Genomic DNA, 19,060 nt, shown 5'->3' on the forward strand with positions numbered 1-19,060 from the left:
GTCAGCGCAAACAACCAACCCGCCCGCAGGGTTTGTCCGCCTGAGGGCCGGGAACTCGGGGCGACCTCACTCTGGCCACGACAGGAGCGGACGAACGATGACGCGACGTTCCACGGTCACCACCGCCGCGCGACCGGGCACGGACGTGCTCACGCTCGGCGTGGAGGAGGAGTACCTGCTCCTGGATCCGGAGACGGGCGCGAACTTGCCGGTGGCCGACCAGGTCCTGACCGCCCTGCATGGCGAAGCCCGCGAACAGAGCCGTCAGGAGTTCCGGCACAGCATGATCGAGATGGTCACGCCCGTCTGCACTGACCTCGACGAGCTCCGGGACCAGCTGGTGGAGCTGCGCGAGGCCGCGTCGCGGGCCGCTGCGAACGCGGGCGCCCGCCTGGTGGCGGTCGGTGCGACCCCCGTCGCGGAACCACACCTGTCAGTGCCGGACAGGCCGCGCTACCACGCCATGTCGGACCGCTACGGGCCCGTCGCCCACGACCCCGCCGTCTGCGCCTGCCACATCCACGTCGGCATCCCCGACCGGGAACTGGCCGTGCAGGTCTGCAACCACCTGCGGGTCTGGCTGCCAGTCGTCCAGGCCATCACCGTCAACTCACCCCTGCACGACGGGGCCGACACCGGCCACGCCAGCTGGCGCTCCATGCAACTCGAACGCTGGCCCAGCATCGGCCCCACCCCGCACTTCGCCTCCACCGCCGACTACGACCAGACCGTCGCCGCGCTGGTCACCGCCGGAGTGATGCTCGACGAGGCGATGGTCTACTGGTACGCCCGACCGTCCGCCGCCTACCCGACGGTGGAGATCCGCGTCGGCGACGTGTGCTCCACCGTCGACGACACGGTGCTGGTCGCCGGGCTGGTCCGCGCGCTGGTCGCGACCGTGATCGAGGACATCAACGCCGGAGTCGCCGCGCCCCGGGTCCGAGGCTGCCTGGTCTCCGCCGCGCACTGGCGGGCAGCGCACGATGGCCTCGACGGCACCCTGATCGACCTGCGCGCCGGCGGAGCCCGCCCCGCCTGGGAACTCATCGACGAACTCTTCGCCACCGTCGCACCGGCGCTCCTGCGCCACGGCAACCTCGGCTACGTTCTGGCCCAACTGGCCCGGCTACGCCGTGACGGCACCGGCGCCCATCGACAGCGCCGGACGCTCGAGCGCACCGGCGACCTCCACGCCGTGCTGGATCTGCTGGCGACACAGACCACCGCCCGGTGACGGCCTGGATCCGCGGCGCGCCGGTTCTGCCTGGTCACCGACCACCCACCGGAGGCCGCGCCCCGGCGCGGGCCCCTACCTCCGCCGTCCGGATTCGGCGTGGGCGGCGGCGCGCGGCAGCGGGCCCACGTCGGAACGGCGACCGGGACGCAACGCCGCGTGCCGCTGGCCGGGGCAGGCGCCGTCGCGGGAGGCGAGGGCATCCGCGACCGCTCCGGTAGCGATCATCACCGCCGCCCCCGCCAGCCCGGCCACCAGCCCCTGCCACACCGCACGCTTCAGCATGGCCACCCCCTACCCGCCGGTTGGGCGCCTACACCCGCCATGCTGGGGGCGGAGCCCCATAGCCCGGGGCTCGGGATCGTGTCGGCCCGAGCAGGCACCAGCCTCCTCGGGCCGGAGGTGTCACCGGTTGCGTGGTGCCACCAGCCCCGATTCGTAGGCGAGGACCACGAGTTGGGCGCGGTCGCGGGCATGGAGCTTGGCCATGGCCCGGTTGACGTGGGTCTTGGCGGTCAGTGGACTGATCACCATGCGTTCCGCTATCTGGTCGTTGGACAGGCCCTGCGCGACGAGGGCCACGCTCTCGCGCTCGCGGTTGGTCAGCCCCTCCAGCCGCCTGTCAGCGGCTGTGTGGAGCGGCTCGGTGACGTACCGATTGATCAACTTGCGGGTGATCGACGGTGCGAGGAGCGCGTCGCCGCGCGCGGCGACGCGCATGGCGTGCAGGAAGTCCTCTGGCTCGATGTCCTTGACGAGAAATCCGGCGGCCCCGGCGCGCAGGGCGTGGAAGACATGTTCGTCGAGGCCGTAGTTGGTCAGGATGACGACGTGCACCCGGGCCAGCGCCGGGTCCGCGGCGATGCGCCGGGTCGCCTCGATGCCGTCCATGACCGGCATCTGGATGTCGATGAGCGCGATGTCGGGCAGGTGTTCCCTGGCGAGAGCCAGGCCCTCCTTCCCGTCGGCGGCCTCGGCCACCACCTCGATGTCGTCCTCGACGTCGAGGAGCGCCCGGAAACCGCTGCGAAGGAGCGGCTGGTCGTCGACCAGCAGGACGCGGATCATGACGGCCAGGCCACGGGCAGATCGGCCTGGACGGTGAAGCCGCCCTCGTTGCGTGGTTCGGCGCGCAGTCGACCGCCGAGGGCGGTGACTCGTTCGCGCATCCCGAGCAGCCCGACGCCGGGAATCGGGGCGGCGTCGGGTGTAGCCCTGCCGTCGTCGTCGACTCGGATCGCGAGGGCGTCCGAACGGTAGTCGACCCGGACCGACGCCGTGGCGGCGGCGGCATGACGGGCGATGTTGGTCAGCGACTCCTGAACGATTCGGTACGCGGTCCGGTCCACCGCGGCCGGCACGTCATGCCGTTGTCCCTCAATGGTCAACGTCGCGTCCAGGCCCGCCATGCGGGCCCGTTCCACCAGTTCCGGGAGGTGGTCGAGCCCGTGTGGCGGGGTCGCGTCGTCGCGCAGCGTCTCCAGGGTCGCGCGCAGTTCGCGGTTCGCCTCACGACCGGCCTCGCGGATCGCCAGTAGGGCCTCCGGCACCTGCTCTCCGCGCTTGCGGGCCAGGTGGACGGCCACTTCGGCCTGCACCTTGATGATCGAGATCTGGTGGGTGAGCGAGTCGTGCAGCTCCCGCGCGATGTGCAGCCGCTCCTCGTCCGCGCGCCGCCGCGCGGTCTCCTCCCGGGTGCGCTCGGCCTCGTCCGCCCGCCGCTCGGCCTGCCGCAGCGCTTCCCCCGCGGCACCGGCGGCGATCAGCCACGCCAGTTCGAGAGCACCCCGGGCCCGCGCGAGCGCCTCACCCACGGGCATGTCCTGCGGCGGGGCGAGGGCCGCGAGCGGGAGAGCGGCCAGCATCAGCACGGCCGCCACGACCGTGCTGACGCGGTGGCCCGCCCGCACGGCGGCGTACACCGCGAACAGGAACGCGACGGCGGGCACCTCAATACCGACCGCCTGGTAGCCCACCGCGCAGAGCCCGGTGACGGCCAGGACGGGAACCGGAGCCCGGCGGCGCGCGGCCAGCGCCAGGCCACCGGCCGCCAACAAGGCATAGCCGAGCAGGTCGGTATCCGCGGCAGGGCTCCCGGACCGCCCGGCGACCAGCAGCACGGCCGCCACGCAGACCGCGATCGCCCAGTCTCTGACACCGGCCCGAACACCGGACGGTCCTGTGCTCATGCGCGCACCTTAGCTGGATGCCGCCTGCCGGCGACTCCTGCTCACGGAGGACCGGCCGCCTACCGCGCACGCAGTATCTTCGCGGCGCCTGCGGCGTCTGCGGCAGCCGGGTGCGGCAGCGGCGGCAGCGCGAAGTGCATCCGGCTGTGGGACGACCGGCGGCACCACCGGCGACATGCTGAGCCTCGTATCCAGACACACCAAAGAGGAGCTAGACATGAGCCGATCCGGAGCCCTGATGTCAGTCCGACTTGTCCTTGCCTCGACCGGAGCCGCCCTGATCGGAACTCTCGGGCTCGCCGCGCCGGCCGCCGCGCACGTCGCGGCTGGGCCCATCGCCGCCGGTGTCGGCACCATGAGCACCGGGCGACTCGGGGCATCCGTGGGCGCCCTGCTGGGGCTGGCCGGCGTGATCATCGGTGGGCTGGCCCTGGCCCGCCCCGCCAGTCGTATCGGCATCGGAAACGGACGAGTCGGAGCCACGATGGCCCTGGCGGTGGGGCTGATCGGCATCGCCCTCGGCGGTCTGGTCGTGGCCACCTCCGACAGTGGCATCGGCACCGGCAACGGGCGAGGCGGAGCCTACGTGGCCCTGGTGGTGGGGCTGATCGCCGTGGTTCTCGGTGGCGTGGCCCTGGCTCGCTTCCGCCGCGCCGGCTGATCGGCGACGGCGACAGCACGGCCTGTGCGACGGCCGACCTCGACGGTCGTGGGCACGTCGCGTGTTGCGCCATCATCGGATGTCTATTGCCCACCGGGCTGAACGAGTGGTAGTCATCTTGGAGAAGGTTGATCACCAAGCGACCCGGGAGGCGACCATGCTCGTAGCCGCGTCCAGCCATCCGAGCACCCGGATGGTCGGCACCGCGACCACCTCTGTCCGGTAGGGATCGACCGGCGAGTGTTCGAAACCCGTGGCCCGTCCATCGCACCGAGACATCGGGGTACGGCTGGCGGGCGTCGCCGCGCCGGCGGCGGTGATCCCCGCAGCCGGCGCGGCGGAACCACGAGCGGCCGAACCCTCCCGTCCCGACCGCTCCCGGCGGTCCCTCGGGCGCGGGCCCCACCGTGCCGGTCGGCCAACCCGGCACGATCTCCCGCACCCCCGAGAAAGGTGGACCAATTGATGAACCACCCGCAGAACGAAGGGCTGAGCCGGCGCCGGATGCTGGGCGGAGCAGCCGGACTGGCCGCTGGTGCCGCGGTGGTCGCCGCGGGGCTGCCGTCCGCTGCCGCCGCCGCACCCGCGCGGACCGCGCCCGACGTCGCCCGCTGGCGCAGGCAGGCCGCACACGTGACGATCACCCGGGATGACTGGGGCATCCCGCACGTGGTGGGCAGGACCGACGCCGACGCGGTGTTCGGGATGATGTACGCCCAGGCCGAGGACGACTTCAACCGGATCGAGAGAAACTATCTGGTGAGCCTCGGTCGCCTCGCCGAGGCCGAGGGCGAGAGCGCCATCTGGCAGGACCTGCGCCAGCGGCTGTACGTCGATCCCTCGGCGCTGAAGCGGGACTACGCGCACTGCCCGTCCTGGCTGCGCAAGCTGATGCAGGCCTGGGCCGACGGGCTCAACTACTACCTCGCGACACACCCCGAGGTGCAGCCGCGCGTGATCAGGCGGTTCGAGCCGTGGATGCCGCTGAGCTTCTCCGAGGGCAGCATCGGTGGCGACATCGAACGGGTGCCACTCACCCAGCTCGAAGCCTTTTACACCGGGCGCTCGGTGCCGTTGACCGATGAAGAGCGCGGGCTGCTGTTCCGCGAGCCCAGTGGCTCGAACGGCATGGCGATCGCGCCGAGCCACACGCGCAACGGCCACGCGTTGCTGTTGATCAATCCGCACACCAGCTTCTTCTTCCGCTCCGAGCAGCACGTGACGAGCCGGGAGGGGCTCAACGCCTACGGCGCGGCCACCTGGGGGCAGTTCTTCATCTACCAGGGTTTCAACCCGAACACCGGCTGGATGCACACGTCGAGCGGCGTCGACAACGTCGACGAGTTCGCCGAGACGATCGTGACCGGCGCGGATGGGCGGCACTCCTACCGCTACGGCGACGCCCTCCGGCCGGTGCTGACGAAGACGATCACACTGTCGTATCGCACGGCCGATGGCGGGCGCGCTCGGCGCAGCTTCACCACCTTCGCCACCCACCACGGCCCGATCGTGCGAGAAGCGGACGGCAAGTGGATCGCGTTCGCGCTGATGAACAAGCCCGTCGAGGCGCTGCAGCAGAGCTTCCTGCGCACCAAGACGCGGGACTACGCGGACTTCATCCAGGTGGCGGGCCTCAAGGCCAACAGCTCGAACAACACGCTCTTCGCGGACTCCAGGGGCGAGATCGCGTTCCTGGTGCCGCAGTTCATGCCGAGGCGCGACGATCGCTTCGACTACCGCAGGCCCGTCGACGGCAGCGACCCGGAGACCGACTGGCGCGGACTGCACAGTCTCCGGAGTCTCCCGCAGGCGGTGAACCCGAGAAACGGCTGGGCGTTCAACACGAACAACTGGCCCTGGACCGCGGCCGGCACGGACAGCCCCGACGCCGCCGACTATCCGCGCTACTTCGACCAGGCCGGGGAGAACCCCCGCGGACCGCAGGCGATCCGGGTGCTCAGCGCCCGGAACGACTTCACCCCGCAGACGCTCATCGCCGCGGCCTTCGACACCTACCTCACCGCCTTCGCCCGGCTCGTGCCCGGGCTGGTCGCGGCGTGGGACAAGCTGCCCGAGGGCAACCAGCAGAAGGCGACGCTCACCGGTCCCATCGGCCTGCTGCGGGGCTGGAACTACCGCTGGAGCGCGCAGTCGACCGCGACGTCGCTGGCGGTGTTCTGGGGGGAGGCGCTCTGGGCACCCCTGGCCCAGGCGGCGCGAGACGCGGGCATGTCGATGTGGGACTACCTGGCCGAGCGCGCCACCGACGCGCAGCGGCTCGCGGCGCTGGAGGCCGCGGCGGATCGGCTGACGCAGGATTTCGGCAGCTGGCAGGTGCCCTGGGGCGAGATCAACCGCTTCCAGCGCAACGACGGCGCGATCGTCCAGACGTTCGACGACGCCAAACCGAGCAGCCCGGTGCCCTTCACGTCCGCGCAGTGGGGCTCGCTCGCCTCGTTCGGGGCAAGGCGCTACCCGGGAACGAAGCGCTACTACGGCACCAGCGGCAACAGCTTCGTGGCGGTCGTGGAGTTCGGGCCGAGGCTGCGGGCCTGGGCCGTAACGGCGGGGGGCGCGAGCGGCCACCCGGACTCGCCGCACTTCAACGACCAGGCCGAACGCTACGCGAGCGGCAACCTCCGGCCCGTCTACTTCTACCCCGAGGACCTCAAGGGCCATGTCGAGCGACGCTACCGGCCGGGCACGTGACCAGTCGCCGACGGCGACCTCATCGGTGCTGCGCTCGTCGAGGTCGATGACGCCGACGTAGGGCAGTTCGTCGACGTCGTCGCGTGTCCCGGCCGGTCACCCGGTCGCTGCACGCGTCGGCGTCGGCGCTGGCCCTGCGCATCCGCCGCAGTGCCGCGGATCTGCTGGTGGACTGCTGCCATCCGCCCTGCCGGCTCAGGGCGTGGCGAGGGTGTGCAGCGTTTCGGTGGTCGCCGGGTCGGCGGGGAAGAAGGCCTCGATGGCCAACCCGGAGACGGTGACATCCAGCGGCGTACCGAAGAGGGTCGTGGTGCTGACGAAGGACAGCGCCCGGTCGTTGTGGCGGTACCGGAGCGGAACGACGACGCGCGAAACGGCGTCGTCGATCGGTGCCGCGTGGGCGTTGCCGCCGGGATAGCCGCGCAGTTCCTCGTGCAGTTCGTACAGAACCGGGTCGTTGGCCGCCGCAGCCTGCTGGCGCAGCCGGTTGAGCAGGTGGGCGCGCCACTCCGGCAGGTTCAGGATTCGCGGTGCCATGCCGTCGGGGTGCAGGCTGAGCCGCAGCACGTTGATCGGTGGTGTGCGGAGGTACGGCTGCGCACCGGCGGTGAACAGGGCGACGGCAGGGTTGGCCTCGACGAGATGCCAGTGCCGGTCGACGAGTAGCGCGGGGTACGGACCGTGTCCGTCGAGGATCTGCCGTACGGCGGCACGTACCGGCGCCAGTTCCGGATCGCTCAGCTCGTGACTGGGGTAGGCGGGCGCGTAGCCGCCGGCCAGCAGCATCGTGTTGCGCTCAGCCAGCGGCATCTCAAGCTGCTCCGCCAGCCGCAGGATCAGTTCCGGGCTCGGCCGGGATCGCCCGGTCTCGACGAAGCTCAGATGCCGGGCCGACACCCCCGCCTCGATCGACAGGTCGAGCTGACTCATCCCGCGAGTTCGGCGCCAGTCGCGCAGCAGCTCCCCCACCGGTCGTCCCGGCCTGGTCATGGTCGTCACGCCACCGACCCTAACGACCGCGTCGGCGCGGCGGCCATTACCTGCGACGTAATCGACAGCCCGCCACGGCGCCGGAAATCATCTGCTCCAGAGGCGACCATTCCTGGCGATCGAGGAGAGATCCATGGCAACCACATTCGACCTGCTGGCCGAGCGGTACATCGCGATCTGGAACGAGACCGATCCGGCGAGGCGGCGCCGCGACATCGACGACCTGTGGGCACCCGAGGGCCGCTACGTCGACCCGCTGGCCGTCGCCGAGGGCCGGGACGCGATCGACGCGACGATCGCCGCCGCGCAGAGCCAGTTTCCCGGCATGACGTTCCGGCTGGCCGGGCCGGTCGACGGCCACCACAACCAGGCCCGCTTCACCTGGGAACTCGGGCCGGAGAACGTCGAGGCGCCAATCGCCGGCTTCGACGTCGCAGTGACCGACGGCAGCGGACGGCTGACCCAGGTGCTCGGCTTCCTGGACCGGCTCCCAGCGGCGTAGGGAGCTCCGGGGCCGCGGACACCGCCGGCCGCCCCGCGGCCCCCACTGCTCGGCACGACCGGCACAGCCGCCGGGAAACCGGTCTCAACGAAGGAAGACTCATGACCGCGTACGCGCTCGCACACCTGCGCAAGGCACCAGTCCACGCCGACGTGCTGGAGTACCTAGAGCGCATCCAGGCCACCCTCGCCCCGTTCGAGGGCCGGTTCGTCGTCCACGGCGGGACCATCGACGTACTGGAAGGCGACTGGCCGGGTGACGTGGTGATCATCGAATTTCCCGACCTGGCCGCGGCTCGGTCCTGGTACCACTCCAGTGCCTACCAGGAGATCAAACCCCTGCGGACGAGGCACCTCACCGGCGAGGTGATCCTCGTCGAGGGAGCGGAGACCGACCACAGCTCGTCGCAGATGGCTGCCGAAATCCGTCATGTTGATGGTCGGTAGCCTCGCTGATGCGGGGTCAGACCCCGTCTGCGCGGCGGAGGGGCGGCGGCAGGCCATGCGGGTGACGATGACGAGTGCCGCGGCTCGGCCCGGCCGCGCGAACGAGGACTTCACCGGGGCCGTACCGACGGCGGCGGTGTTGATCGACGGCGCCGGCATTCCCGGCGCCGAGTCGATCTGCCAGCACGGCGTGGCCTGGTACGCCAGCCGCCTGGGAGGCAGCCTTCTCAGCCTCCTGTCACTCGTGCCGGACCGCAGCCTTCCGGCACTGCTCGCCGAGGCCATCGAGCAGGTGACGAACGTCCACCGGGACACCTGCGACGTCGCCGACCCCATCAGTCCGTCGGCGACCGTGGCGATCCTGCGCCTGTCCGACGGCCTCATGGAGCACCTGGTGCTCGGTGACTCGGTCGTCGTGCTCGACCGGGCGGATGCTGCGCCCCTCGTCGTCTCCGATCCCCGAGAGGTGATCATCAGTCGGTCGTACCAGTCCGCGCTCGAGGCCGTCGCCGAGGGCAGCGACGAGTACCACCGGATCCTCCGGGACCTGCGCGCCAACCGGAACCAGCCGGGCGGCTTCTGGGTGGCCAAGGACGACCCGCGGGCGGCAGACGAGGCGATCACCGGCAGCTGTCCGGTCTCCGAGCTGACCGGCGCCGTCCTGCTCAGCAACGGAGCCAGCCGCATCGTGGACCGGTTCCATCTCGCCGACTGGCCAGACGTCCTGGCCGGCCTGGCGTCGAGCGGACCGGCCGAGATCATCCGCCGCGTCCGGCAGGCGGAGGCGCACGACGCGGTGGCGGCGGACGACGCGACGATCGCACACTGCACCGATCTCGGCGGGGCATGACGGGGTGTCACGTACCCCCGGTTGTCGCGGCTGACCACGAGCGCGCAGCCTGCCGTCGTGGCCGGGTTGGCCGGTCCGGTTTCCGCGCCGGTTGCCGGGGTACCGCCGCTGGCAGGACCGAGGGAGGGACGCACCGCGCCGCGCCGGCGCCGGGTCACGGTTTGCCCCCGGACCGCAAGTTCCTCACCCGGTCTTCGGCACCTCGTGCCCACCCAAGGGCCTCTCCGGGATGATCCGCCGGTACTCCTACCGCAGGTACAGCGAGGGACGCGCCGCCCACTGGCTGCTCCTGCTCGCGGCGGACCGGGTGGACGCGGTGGAGAGCACCCTCGGGTCGCGGCCCTACGTGGACGGCGCCTACGTCAACGTGCCGAACATCGGCATGGCGGAATGGGAAACCGCCTACTGGGGGCGCAGCTTCAACCGCCTGCGCAAGATCAAGGCGAAGTACGACCCCCACAACGTCTTCCAGTACGAGCAGAGCATCCCGCCGGCGACACTCTGACCGGAGTTTCCCTCGCGAGCCCGATCCCGGCCAGGCGACGAGCGCGCTCAACAGATGGAGAAGGAACGCGCTGGCGGTGCACGGCGATCGGGCTCCGCGAAGGCGGACTAACTGCCGGCGGGCACCTGGTCCTTGACCTCGTCGTAGCCGACCTTGGTGGGTGCCACGGTCGGCGCGTAGATCACGCGGATGACGCCCGTCGGAAACGCCTCCGTCGCCGTCACCTTCAGGTGGTACGCCGTGTCCCCCTCGTCGAACAGCTTGCGGCCCTTGCGTGCCGCGACCGGATGCACCAGGAGGCGCAGCTCATCGACCAGCCCCGCGGCGAGCAGTTGCTGCACCACGGAGATCGACCCGGGGATGAGGATGCCTTTGCTGGCGGCATCGGCCTTGAGCGCGGTGACGGCACCGATGAGGTCGCCCTTCATCAGCTCGGAGTTGCGCCAGGAGAACTCCAGCGGCTGGCGCGAGACGACCACCTTGCGCACGTCTCCGAGTTGCTTGGCGAGCGGTGCGTCCTCGCCACCCGCGGTCTCGCGGTCCGGCCATGCTCCGGCGAAGCTGTCATAGGTTTCGCGCCCGATGAGCAGCACGTCGGAGGTGTCATAGTCTTCGCCGACGGCGCGACCCATGTTGTCGTCGAAGTACGGGAAGTGCCAATCGGGGTCGATCTCCGCCACACCGTCGGCGGAGATGAACAGCGTAGAGATGACCTTTGCCATCGGGGTGATCCCTTCGTGTCAGGTGGTGTCGGTGGGTAGACCGGCGCATCATCCCAGACTCATCGGCTGGCCTGGGGCCTCACGCGACGAGAAGCTCGACATTTCGTGCTCGTGGCGAGACGTCGCCGCAGACCGCGGCGCACACGGCTGTCGCGGTAGGTTGCAGAGTCATGGCCACGACCGCCGACGTCCGTCACGAACTCGCCAGCCTCGCCGACCCACGTCGGGCCGAGGGATCGAGCCGGTTTCTCCAGATGATCCCGGGCGGATACGGCGAGGGCGACCGGGCCATCGGCGTCTCCGTGCCGGAGCAACGCAGGGTGGCCGCCCGGTACTGGCGCGACCTCTCCCTCGCCGAGACAGCGGAGCTGCTGAGCAGCAGCGTGCACGAGGAGAGGCTGACGTCGCTGTTCATCCTGGTGCGGAAGTTCACCAAGGGTGACGAGGAGGAACGGGGCCAGATCTTCCGCCTCGTCCTGGCCAACACCGGCCGCATCAACAACTGGGACCTGGTGGACTCGTCCGCGCCGTACATCGTCGGCCCCTGGCTGATCGACAAGGACCGCGGCGTCCTGGATCGGGTTGGCCGGGTCGAGCCTGGTGTGGGACCGGCGCATCGCCATCATGGCAACGTTCGCCTTCATCAAGGCCGGTGACTTCGATTGGACCTTCCGCCTCAGCGAAACGGCTCCTGCGCGATCCGCACGACCTGGTTCACAAGGCGGTTGGCTGGATGCTGCGCGAGGCAGGAAACCGGGACAGAGCGGCGGAGGAGGAGTTCCTGGCCCGGCACTACCGGGTCATGCCGCGCGTCATGCTGCGGTACGCGATCGAGAAGTTTGAACCGCAGCGACGTAGGGAGTACCTGACCGGCGTGGTCCAGATGACTGATGACGCCGGGTGGTGGGCTCGTTGACCTCTCCCCCGTTGACCCGCAGGTGCGGACGCCGGAGCGCTACTCGCCCAGGAGTTGCTCGCGCAGGATGTCTGCGTGCCCGCAGTGCTGGGCGAGCTCGCGCAGCACGTGGAGGTACACCCAGCGCAACGGGAGCGGGCCGCGTCGGTTGCCGTACACCATGTCGTCCAGCCCGAGGGATGACGTCGCGTGGCGTGACGCCTGGCATGCCTCGTGGTGTGCTCGTCGCACGCTGGCGACCGTGTCGTCGTCATCGAGGATGAAGGACTCGTCCGGAGTCGCGGGGATACCGATCTCGGCGCGTGGCCGGCACGTGACGGCCTCGTCGAACCAGACCTTCTCGACGAAGGTCGCGTGCTTCACCAGGCCCAGCAGCGTGGTCCGGGACGGCACCAACGAACGGCGCGCCTGCTCCTCGGTCAGCCCGTCCAAGCAGTCATTGAGCACGCGGCGGTGCTCATCGAGAAACGCCTCGAACTGGACCTTGGCCGGTTGGGCGATCACGTCTTCGGCGAACGTCGCCGGGAGGGAGGACATCTGCGAAGCATCCCACGGCCGTTCTACGCGGCGCGGTGAGCCGGCCCCGCCGCTGCGCGACAGGGCCGGCTCGACCGGTCGGCGCCGGTCAGCTGTTCAGCGTGGCGAGCAGGTCGGTGGCCATGCCCTGCTCGCCCCGCGCGTTCGGGTGGAACGGTGCAGCCGAGTTCTGTGGCACCAGTCCCTCGACCCACCGGGTGCCGCTGCCCTTGCACGCGTCGCGGCCGATCGACGGGGTGTAGACGTCGGCGTAGGTGGCGCCGTTTGCGGTCGCGGTGCTGGCCAGCATCGCGTTGAGCGACTTTTCGATGCCGCGCAGGTACGGCACGTCCTGGTAGGCGATCGGGACGACGGGCCAGCAGCCGTACCCGGTGTCCGGCAGGATCGCCGGGTACCCGAGCACCACGACCCGCGCGCCCGGCGCGGCCCGGCGGACCGCCTGCAGCACGGCGGTCACCTTCGGCGTGGCAGCGGCGATCCGGGCCTGCAACTGGTCGGTGCCGCCGGCGGTGTACCGGTTCTTGCACGGAGATCCGAGCGGGCTGCTGAGGCTCGCCTCCGCACAGGCACTGATGATCCCGGAGAAGCCGATGTCGTTGCCGCCGATCTGCACCGTCACCAGTGCCGTGTTCGACGTGACTGCGCTGAGCTGCGGTGGCACCGCGATGCCCAACTGGCCGCTGCCACCGTAGAGGATGTCGTCCGTGGTGGCGCCGGAGCAGCTCACGTCGGCCAACGACGACGAGCCGGACGCGGCAACCAGCGAAGGGTAGTTGCGGTTGGACCGCAGGCAGTTCAGGTCGATCTGGGTGGGGATCAGCGGACCGGCGGTGTACGAGTCGCCCAGCGCGACGTAGCGGCCGGCGGGCACGGCGGCGCTGGCGGGTGTGGCGACGGCGAGCAGCACGCCGACGGTGGCCACGGCGAGTGCGGCCAATCGGGCGGCTGCCGGCAGGAACGGCAGGCGGGGACGGGTCATGGCGCCTCCCAGGGGGATGACGGTGTTTGGTGGTGCCGAGATCCTGTCGCTGCCAACGCCGAACGTCAATATAGATAGATCTCACTAAAATGCTGGTCGGGGGTGTGGGACTGGGGGGTATTCGAGAGTCCGCGAAAGCTGATCGCGTCGGATCGGCCAGGGCGCGCCAGGTGATCAGCAAGCACCGCGCCTGGTCCCTCGCCGAGCTGCGGCGCCTGCTCGGCGAGGCAGGCCGCGACGACGTCGACGCCAAGTCCGAGACCCTCGCCATGCTGCGAGACGCCCTCATGGTCGGCTGCTTCCTCGACGACCCCGACGCCACCCGCCGCACCTTCGTCCGCAATGCGCGCTGGGTGGCCGGCCTGCCCTGAGCTGCTCGACGGCGGGTGTCCTACCGAGGTTGGCGATTCACGCCCGCACGCCCCGGTCGGTGTCGTTCGATGTCATCCAGCCGTTCCTGGCGTTGGCCGCTGAGCGAGCTGGAACGAAGGAGGGAATGCATGGAGGAACGCGGAACGGTGTCGTTGACGGTTGTCGGCAGCCGCACGGAGGCGGAGCTCATCGTCGGCCTGCTGCGCAGTTACGGCCTCAGAGCCGTCGTGGCGGCGGATGACGTCGGCGGGCAGGAGCCGCACCTACAACTGCAAGGGGTCCACGTGCTGGTCGCCGCCGACGACGAAGCCCCCGCCCGTCAGATCCTGGCCGCCGCCGAGCAGGACGGGACCGATGGGCCGAGCGGGAGACGTTGACACCGGAGCCCCGCCGGATGGACGTACCATGCGCGAAGTGACGACAGGAACGGCCAGCGAAGGCATCAATCCATTCCGAATCGACGTTCCGCAGAGGGATCTGGATGATCTGCAGGAACGCCTCGGCCGCACCCGCTGGCCCGACGAACTGCCAGGTGTGGGATGGGCGTACGGCGTCCCGCGCGAATACCTGAAGGAGCTCGTGCAGTACTGGCGTCAGGATTACGACTGGCGGGCCGCGGAGGCCAGGTTGAACCGGTGGCCGCAGTTCACCACCACGATCGACGGCGCGAACATTCACTTCGCCCACCTCCGGTCACCCGAACCGGACGCGACCCCGCTGCTCATGACGCACGGCTGGCCCGGCTCGATCGTCGAGTTCGCCGAGGTCGTCGGCCCGCTCACCGACCCTCGTGCGCACGGCGGCAGCCCGGACGACGCGTTTCACCTGGTGCTCCCGACCATCCCGGGATTCACCTTGTCCGGGCCGACCACCGAGACAGGCTGGGAGTTCAAACGGGTCGCCGCGGCGTTCGCCGTGTTGATGCACCGTCTCGGTTACGAGCGGTACGGGGTACAGGGCGGTGACTGGGGAGCGATCATCTCCCGGGAAATCGGCCGCACCCGATCCAACCAGGTCATCGGCGTGCACCTCAACCTGCTGCCGAACTCGTTTCAACCGCACGAACCCGACCCGCACGAGTTGGATGCTCTGAGCCCGAAGGAGCGTGAGCGCACGCTGGCCTCCTGGGAACGCATCAAGGTGTGGAGCCGCGAGCGTCAGGGGTACGCCGACATCCAGTCCACGCGGCCACACACGGTGGCGTATGGCCTGACCGACTCGCCGGTGGGCCAACTGGCCTGGATCGTCGAGAAGTTCAAGGAGTGGACGGACTCCGCGGAGCGCCCGGAGGACGCCGTCGACCGCGACCAGATGCTCACCAACGTGATGCTCTACTGGCTGACCGGCACAGCCGGCTCGTCCGCCCGCATCTACTACGAACGGGCGCACGCCGACTACGCGGGCATGCCCCCCGAGCCGTCGACGGCGCCGACCGCGCTGGCCGTCTTCCCACAGGACAACTTCATCCCGCTGCGACACATCGCGGATCGCACGAACCACATCGTGCAATGGACTGAGTACGACCGGGGCGGGCACTTCGCGGCGATGGAACAGCCAGAGCTTCTGGTCGACGACATAGCGACCTTCTTCCGGAAACTCCGCGCGGCAACCTGCGACTGACACCGTCAACCCGAAGGGCGATACCACCACCGCTGCTCTCCCCCAAGTCGCGGTGGGAGGGCGTCCGAACACCGGATCCGCCGCTGTCGTGGTTCGTGCGAGGCTGCGCGGACACACAGTCGCTGCGCGGGCCGACGGGCCGGTGGAGCCGGCGGACACAGGGGCGACGTGAGCGGCGACGAACGAATCCGCGGCCTGGCCGGGGTGATGGAACCTCGGCCCGCGACACCCGTCGGTCCCGCGATGACACAGGTGGTCCTCGTCGGTGCGCTCGGGCTGGTCGCGCTTCCGGTGCTGCTCTGGATCGGGCTGATGGTGCCATCGAACTGGGGCAACTGCTGCCGAGGTTGCCGTTCCACCTCCGCCGCTGAGATCGGGACTGTCGGTCATCGTCTTTATGATCACGGCTATGTCGGCTGCCTTCACCACCCTGTGGACCCAGGACGTCTGCCGCGAGCTGCGCAGACAGCGCGTGGGGCAGCGGCCCCCGGTGGCGTTCAGCGGGTTGCACCAGTCGCTTCCCAGTTGGACGAGCGTCGGCGTCGGCGACGATGTCTTCGCGTTGCAGGTCAACCGGTGCGTGGTCCACGTGGTGAGCCGTCTTCGCGTGTTGGACAAGCAGCCGCGCGAGTGTTGCGGCGCCGCGCCGACAACATGGGGCGGGACGGTCTATCCCGGTCACGATGAGTGGGCGGTGCTCGGTGCCGGCGGATGCGAGGCGAGCCCTGTGCACGTGGGGGCGACACCGATCCGCTTCGACGTCGCCGTACCCGGCGACCTGCTCACCGTGCTGACCTGGCGCAACCGACGCGGGGACGAGCGCACCCTGAAGTACGTCGCCGACGGCCGTCTCGAACGCTCCATCAGCCTTCAGGGCCTCTATCGCCTGACCGACGAGTCCGCCGCTCGACTGGGCGCGCTGCTCGACAACGCGCCAACCCCGACCCGAACGGCATAGATCGTCCATGCGCGTTCACCGTGACGGTCGACGCGCCGTGCAGGCGAGCCCCGGTCGGTCGCTGGTGGATCGACCGGGGCTCGCCGTGTGGAGCCGGGTCAGTCGAGGTCGAACCGGTCCAGTTCCATGACCTTGGTCCAGGCTGCGACGAAGTCAGTCACGAACTTGTCGCGCGCGTCCTGGCTGGCGTAGACCTCCGCGAGGGCCCGCAGCTGGGAGTTGGAGCCGAAGATGAGGTCGACCGCGGTCGCGGTCCACTTCACCTCGTCGGTGGCCAGGTCCCGGATCTCGTACACGTGCTCGTCGGACTCCGACGCCTTCCACCGGGTGCCCGGGGAGAGCAGGTTGGCGAAGAAGTCGTTGGTGAGCACGCCGGGCCGGTTGGTGAGGACACCGTGCTGCGCGCCGCCGACGTTGGCCCCGAGGGAGCGCAGACCGCCGACGAGGACGGTCATCTCGGGCGCGGACAGACTGAGCATGTAGGCACGGTCGAGGAGCAGCACCTCCGGCTGGGTCTTCTCACCGGGACGCAGGTAGTTGCGGAACCCGTCGGCACGCGGCTCGAGGACCCGGAAGGACTCGACGTCGGTCAGCTCCTGCGTGGCGTCGGTGCGGCCCGGGTGGAACGGCACGGTCACCTCGACGCCGGCGTCGCGCGCCGCCTTCTCGACGGCGGCCGAGCCGGCCAGCACGATCAGGTCCGCGAGCGAGATCTTCGCGCCGCCGGCCTCGTTGAACTCCCGCTGAATGCCCTCGAGGGTCTCCAGCACCGCCGCGAGCTGCTCGGGCTGGTTGACCTCCCAGCTGCGCTGCGGCTCGAGGCGGATCCGCGCGCCGTTGGCGCCGCCGCGCTTGTCGGTCGACCGGAAGCTGGCGGCGGAAGCCCAGGCGGTGGAGACCAACTGGGCGGTCGTGAGGCCGGACTCCAGGACCTTCGCCTTCAGAGCGGCGATGTCGGCGTCACCCACGAGCTCGTGGTCGACGGCCGGCACCGGGTCCTGCCACAGCTGGGGCTCCGCCACCCACGGGCCGAGGAAGCGGTCGATCGGACCCATGTCGCGGTGCAGCAGCTTGTACCAGGCCTTGGCGAACGCCAGCGCGAACTCGTCGGGGTTCTCCAGGAAGCGGCGCGAGACCTTCTCGTACGCGGGATCGAAACGCAGGGCCAGGTCGGTCGTGAGCATCGTCGGCTTGTATTTCTTGGACGCGTCGAACGGGTCCGGGATGATCTCCGGGGCGTCCTTGGCGACCCATTGCTTCGCACCGGCGGGGCTCGTGACGAGCTCCCACTCGAAGCCGAAGAGGATCTCGAAGAAGCGGTTGCTCCACTGCGTCGGCACGTCGGTCCACGTCACCTCGAGGCCGCTGGTGATCGTGTCCCGGCCCTTGCCGCTGCCGTGGCTGCTCAGCCAGCCCAGGCCCTGCGCCTCCAGCGGGGCACCCTCGGGCTCCGGGCCCACGTGGTTGTCGGCGGGGGCCGCGCCGTGGGTCTTGCCGAAGGTGTGGCCACCGGCGATGAGGGCGACCGTCTCCTCGTCGTTCATCGCCATCCGGCCGAAGGTCTCCCGGATGAAGTACGCCGCCGCCTTCGGGTCCGCGTTGCCGTTCGGGCCCTCCGGGTTGACGTAGATGAGGCCCATCTCGGTCGCGCCGACCTCGGGCGTCATCTCGGCCTCGCCGACGTAGCGCTCGTCGCCCAGCCAGGTGTCCTCGGGACCCCAGAAGATCTCCTCCGGCTCCCAGACGTCCTCGCGGCCGAAGCCGAAGCCGATGGTCTTGAAGCCCATCGACTCCAGGGAGACGTTGCCGGCGAGCACGAGCAGGTCGGCCCACGAGATCTGCTGGCCGTACTTCTGCTTGACCGGCCACAGCAGCCGGCGGGCCTTGTCGAGGTTGGCGTTGTCGGGCCAGCTGTTGAGCGGGGCGAAACGCTGCCCGCCGTCGCCGGCGCCGCCACGACCGTCGTGGATGCGGTAGGTGCCGGCGGAGTGCCAGCTCATCCGGATCATCAGACCGCCGTAGTGGCCGAAGTCCGCCGGCCACCAGTCCTGCGAGGTGGTGAGGACGTTGACGATGTCCTGCTTGAGGGCCTCGACGTCGAGCTTGGCGAACTCCTTGGCGTAGCTGAAGTTCTCGCCCAGCGGGTTGCTCTTGGACGAGTGGGCGTGCAACACCGAGAGGTCGAGCTGGTTGGGCCACCAGTCCCGGTTGGTGCGCGGACGACCTCCGGTCTTCGGGGTCGGCGAGTCGATCGCCGGGTTCTCGCTCTCGCTGCCGTGCGCGGTCACGGAGTCGTGCGCGACCGGGCAGCCGGCCGCCTCCTTCTTGTCCACGCCCTGGGCGCTGGAGGGAGCGTTGTCCTGGGTGTCGCTCATGTACTTCCTTCCGAACTGACGGATCGCTGGGCGGTGCGTTCGGTCGCGCAGTCGGGGCAGGTGCCCCAGTAGACGACCTCCGCCTCGTCGACCACGAACCCGTGGTCGTCCGAGGCGGTGAGACAGGGAGCCTGGCCGACGGCGCAGTCGACGTCGGCGATCGCAGCGCAGGAGCGGCACACGATGTGGTGGTGGTTGTCCGCCACCCGCGCTTCGTAGCGAGCGGTCGCACCGGCGGGCTGGATACGCCGCACCAGACCGGCGTCGGTGAGCGCGCGCAGGACGTCGTACACCGCCTGGTGGGAGACCGTGGGGAGATCGGTCCGTACCAGCCGGATCACCGTGTCGGTGTTGACGTGCGGATGGTCGCGCAGCGCGGAGAGCACCGCCAGCCGGGGCCGGGTCACGCGCAACGAGACCGCCCGCAGCTGAGCCTCGAAGTCGGACGCCACGTGCCGAACATAGTCCACTTTTCTGGAGCAGTTCAAGTTTGGC

At 70.1% G+C, this 19,060-nt stretch carries 22 protein-coding genes; 13 read left to right on the plus strand and 9 right to left on the minus strand.

Annotated features, from left to right (window positions below):
• Positions 1-97: 97 nt before the first annotated feature.
• A complete protein-coding gene (locus ACWD6N_RS16750) occupies positions 98-1,234 on the plus strand; it encodes a carboxylate-amine ligase (RefSeq protein WP_387327511.1) in 1,137 nt (378 codons plus the stop codon).
• A 75-nt stretch (positions 1,235-1,309) separates the two neighbouring features.
• Here ACWD6N_RS16750 and ACWD6N_RS16755 read toward each other — a convergent pair whose 3' ends face one another.
• The 3 genes from ACWD6N_RS16755 to ACWD6N_RS16765 all read right to left on the minus strand — a co-directional run bounded on the left by ACWD6N_RS16755 (position 1,310) and on the right by ACWD6N_RS16765 (position 3,423).
• On the minus strand, positions 1,310-1,519 hold the full coding sequence (locus ACWD6N_RS16755) for a hypothetical protein (RefSeq protein WP_450004972.1): 210 nt from the start codon (positions 1,517-1,519) through the stop codon (positions 1,310-1,312).
• A gap of 120 nt (positions 1,520-1,639) precedes the next feature.
• Positions 1,640-2,302 carry a response regulator transcription factor gene (locus tag ACWD6N_RS16760; protein ID WP_354965724.1) on the minus strand — a complete coding sequence of 221 codons (663 nt, stop codon included), beginning with the start codon at positions 2,300-2,302 and terminating at the stop codon, positions 1,640-1,642.
• Positions 2,299-3,423, minus strand: a complete 1,125-nt coding sequence (locus tag ACWD6N_RS16765) for a sensor histidine kinase (RefSeq protein ID WP_387327517.1) — start codon at positions 3,421-3,423, stop codon at positions 2,299-2,301. The genes ACWD6N_RS16760 and ACWD6N_RS16765 overlap by 4 nt, the downstream gene beginning before the upstream one ends.
• 217 nt (positions 3,424-3,640) lie before the next feature.
• Between ACWD6N_RS16765 and ACWD6N_RS16770 the strand changes: the two genes are divergently transcribed.
• Entirely contained in the window at positions 3,641-4,084 is a 444-nt protein-coding gene (locus tag ACWD6N_RS16770; RefSeq protein ID WP_387327520.1) for a DUF6223 family protein, read from the plus strand.
• 465 nt (positions 4,085-4,549) lie between these two features.
• Positions 4,550-6,793 carry a penicillin acylase family protein gene (locus ACWD6N_RS16775; RefSeq protein WP_387327523.1) on the plus strand — a complete coding sequence of 748 codons (2,244 nt, stop codon included), beginning with the start codon at positions 4,550-4,552 and terminating at the stop codon, positions 6,791-6,793.
• 195 nt (positions 6,794-6,988) lie between these two features.
• Here the strand turns inward: ACWD6N_RS16775 and ACWD6N_RS16780 are convergent, their stop codons facing one another.
• Positions 6,989-7,783: a helix-turn-helix domain-containing protein gene (locus ACWD6N_RS16780; RefSeq protein ID WP_387327669.1), complete on the minus strand. Its 795-nt coding sequence runs from the start codon at positions 7,781-7,783 to the stop codon at positions 6,989-6,991.
• A gap of 133 nt (positions 7,784-7,916) precedes the next feature.
• Between ACWD6N_RS16780 and ACWD6N_RS16785 the strand changes: the two genes are divergently transcribed.
• The 4 genes from ACWD6N_RS16785 (at position 7,917) to ACWD6N_RS16800 (ending at position 10,086) form a co-directional block, all read left to right on the plus strand.
• On the plus strand, positions 7,917-8,285 hold the full coding sequence (locus tag ACWD6N_RS16785; RefSeq protein ID WP_354965728.1) for a nuclear transport factor 2 family protein: 369 nt from the start codon (positions 7,917-7,919) through the stop codon (positions 8,283-8,285).
• A 101-nt stretch (positions 8,286-8,386) separates the two neighbouring features.
• Positions 8,387-8,731 (plus strand): DUF1330 domain-containing protein, encoded by a 345-nt coding sequence (locus tag ACWD6N_RS16790; RefSeq protein ID WP_387327526.1) that lies wholly within the window; start codon positions 8,387-8,389, stop codon positions 8,729-8,731.
• A 67-nt stretch (positions 8,732-8,798) separates the two neighbouring features.
• Positions 8,799-9,581 (plus strand): hypothetical protein, encoded by a 783-nt coding sequence (locus ACWD6N_RS16795; protein ID WP_387327671.1) that lies wholly within the window; start codon positions 8,799-8,801, stop codon positions 9,579-9,581.
• A 229-nt stretch (positions 9,582-9,810) separates the two neighbouring features.
• Complete coding sequence (locus tag ACWD6N_RS16800; protein ID WP_387327529.1) at positions 9,811-10,086, plus strand: BBE domain-containing protein; 276 nt, start codon at positions 9,811-9,813, stop codon at positions 10,084-10,086.
• 107 nt (positions 10,087-10,193) lie between these two features.
• On the opposite strand, the gene ACWD6N_RS16805 is transcribed toward ACWD6N_RS16800, so the two are convergent.
• Positions 10,194-10,808 (minus strand): dihydrofolate reductase family protein, encoded by a 615-nt coding sequence (locus ACWD6N_RS16805; protein ID WP_354965731.1) that lies wholly within the window; start codon positions 10,806-10,808, stop codon positions 10,194-10,196.
• A gap of 170 nt (positions 10,809-10,978) precedes the next feature.
• On the opposite strand from ACWD6N_RS16805, the gene ACWD6N_RS16810 reads away from it, so the two are divergent.
• Both ACWD6N_RS16810 and ACWD6N_RS16815 read left to right on the plus strand, forming a co-directional pair.
• Positions 10,979-11,464 (plus strand): DNA alkylation repair protein, encoded by a 486-nt coding sequence (locus ACWD6N_RS16810; protein WP_387327532.1) that lies wholly within the window; start codon positions 10,979-10,981, stop codon positions 11,462-11,464.
• Between the two features lie 77 nt (positions 11,465-11,541).
• Positions 11,542-11,724: a DNA alkylation repair protein gene (locus ACWD6N_RS16815; RefSeq protein WP_387327535.1), complete on the plus strand. Its 183-nt coding sequence runs from the start codon at positions 11,542-11,544 to the stop codon at positions 11,722-11,724.
• Between the two features lie 39 nt (positions 11,725-11,763).
• Here the strand turns inward: ACWD6N_RS16815 and ACWD6N_RS16820 are convergent, their stop codons facing one another.
• Together ACWD6N_RS16820 and ACWD6N_RS16825 are read right to left on the minus strand one after the other, a co-directional pair.
• Positions 11,764-12,261, minus strand: a complete 498-nt coding sequence (locus tag ACWD6N_RS16820) for a DinB family protein (RefSeq protein ID WP_387327538.1) — start codon at positions 12,259-12,261, stop codon at positions 11,764-11,766.
• 88 nt (positions 12,262-12,349) lie between these two features.
• Positions 12,350-13,240: an SGNH/GDSL hydrolase family protein gene (locus ACWD6N_RS16825; protein WP_387327541.1), complete on the minus strand. Its 891-nt coding sequence runs from the start codon at positions 13,238-13,240 to the stop codon at positions 12,350-12,352.
• 170 nt (positions 13,241-13,410) lie between these two features.
• Here ACWD6N_RS16825 and ACWD6N_RS16830 point away from each other — a divergent pair, with 170 nt between their 5' ends.
• The 4 genes from ACWD6N_RS16830 to ACWD6N_RS16845 all read left to right on the plus strand — a co-directional run bounded on the left by ACWD6N_RS16830 (position 13,411) and on the right by ACWD6N_RS16845 (position 16,190).
• Complete coding sequence (locus ACWD6N_RS16830) at positions 13,411-13,611, plus strand: hypothetical protein (protein ID WP_387327543.1); 201 nt, start codon at positions 13,411-13,413, stop codon at positions 13,609-13,611.
• A 129-nt stretch (positions 13,612-13,740) separates the two neighbouring features.
• Positions 13,741-13,989, plus strand: a complete 249-nt coding sequence (locus tag ACWD6N_RS16835; protein ID WP_387327546.1) for a putative signal transducing protein — start codon at positions 13,741-13,743, stop codon at positions 13,987-13,989.
• 64 nt (positions 13,990-14,053) lie between these two features.
• Complete coding sequence (locus ACWD6N_RS16840) at positions 14,054-15,232, plus strand: epoxide hydrolase family protein (protein ID WP_387327674.1); 1,179 nt, start codon at positions 14,054-14,056, stop codon at positions 15,230-15,232.
• 409 nt (positions 15,233-15,641) lie between these two features.
• The gene (locus ACWD6N_RS16845) at positions 15,642-16,190 is read left to right on the plus strand and encodes a hypothetical protein (RefSeq protein ID WP_387327549.1); all 549 of its coding nucleotides are present in this window, start codon (positions 15,642-15,644) and stop codon (positions 16,188-16,190) included.
• A gap of 98 nt (positions 16,191-16,288) precedes the next feature.
• Here the strand turns inward: ACWD6N_RS16845 and katG are convergent, their stop codons facing one another.
• Both katG and ACWD6N_RS16855 read right to left on the minus strand, forming a co-directional pair.
• A complete protein-coding gene (katG, locus tag ACWD6N_RS16850) occupies positions 16,289-18,565 on the minus strand; it encodes a catalase/peroxidase HPI (RefSeq protein WP_387327552.1) in 2,277 nt (758 codons plus the stop codon).
• The gene (locus ACWD6N_RS16855) at positions 18,562-19,017 is read right to left on the minus strand and encodes a Fur family transcriptional regulator (protein ID WP_387327555.1); all 456 of its coding nucleotides are present in this window, start codon (positions 19,015-19,017) and stop codon (positions 18,562-18,564) included. The genes katG and ACWD6N_RS16855 overlap by 4 nt, the downstream gene beginning before the upstream one ends.
• Positions 19,018-19,060 lie beyond the last annotated feature (43 nt).

This window comes from Micromonospora sp. NPDC005163 (assembly GCF_053599835.1).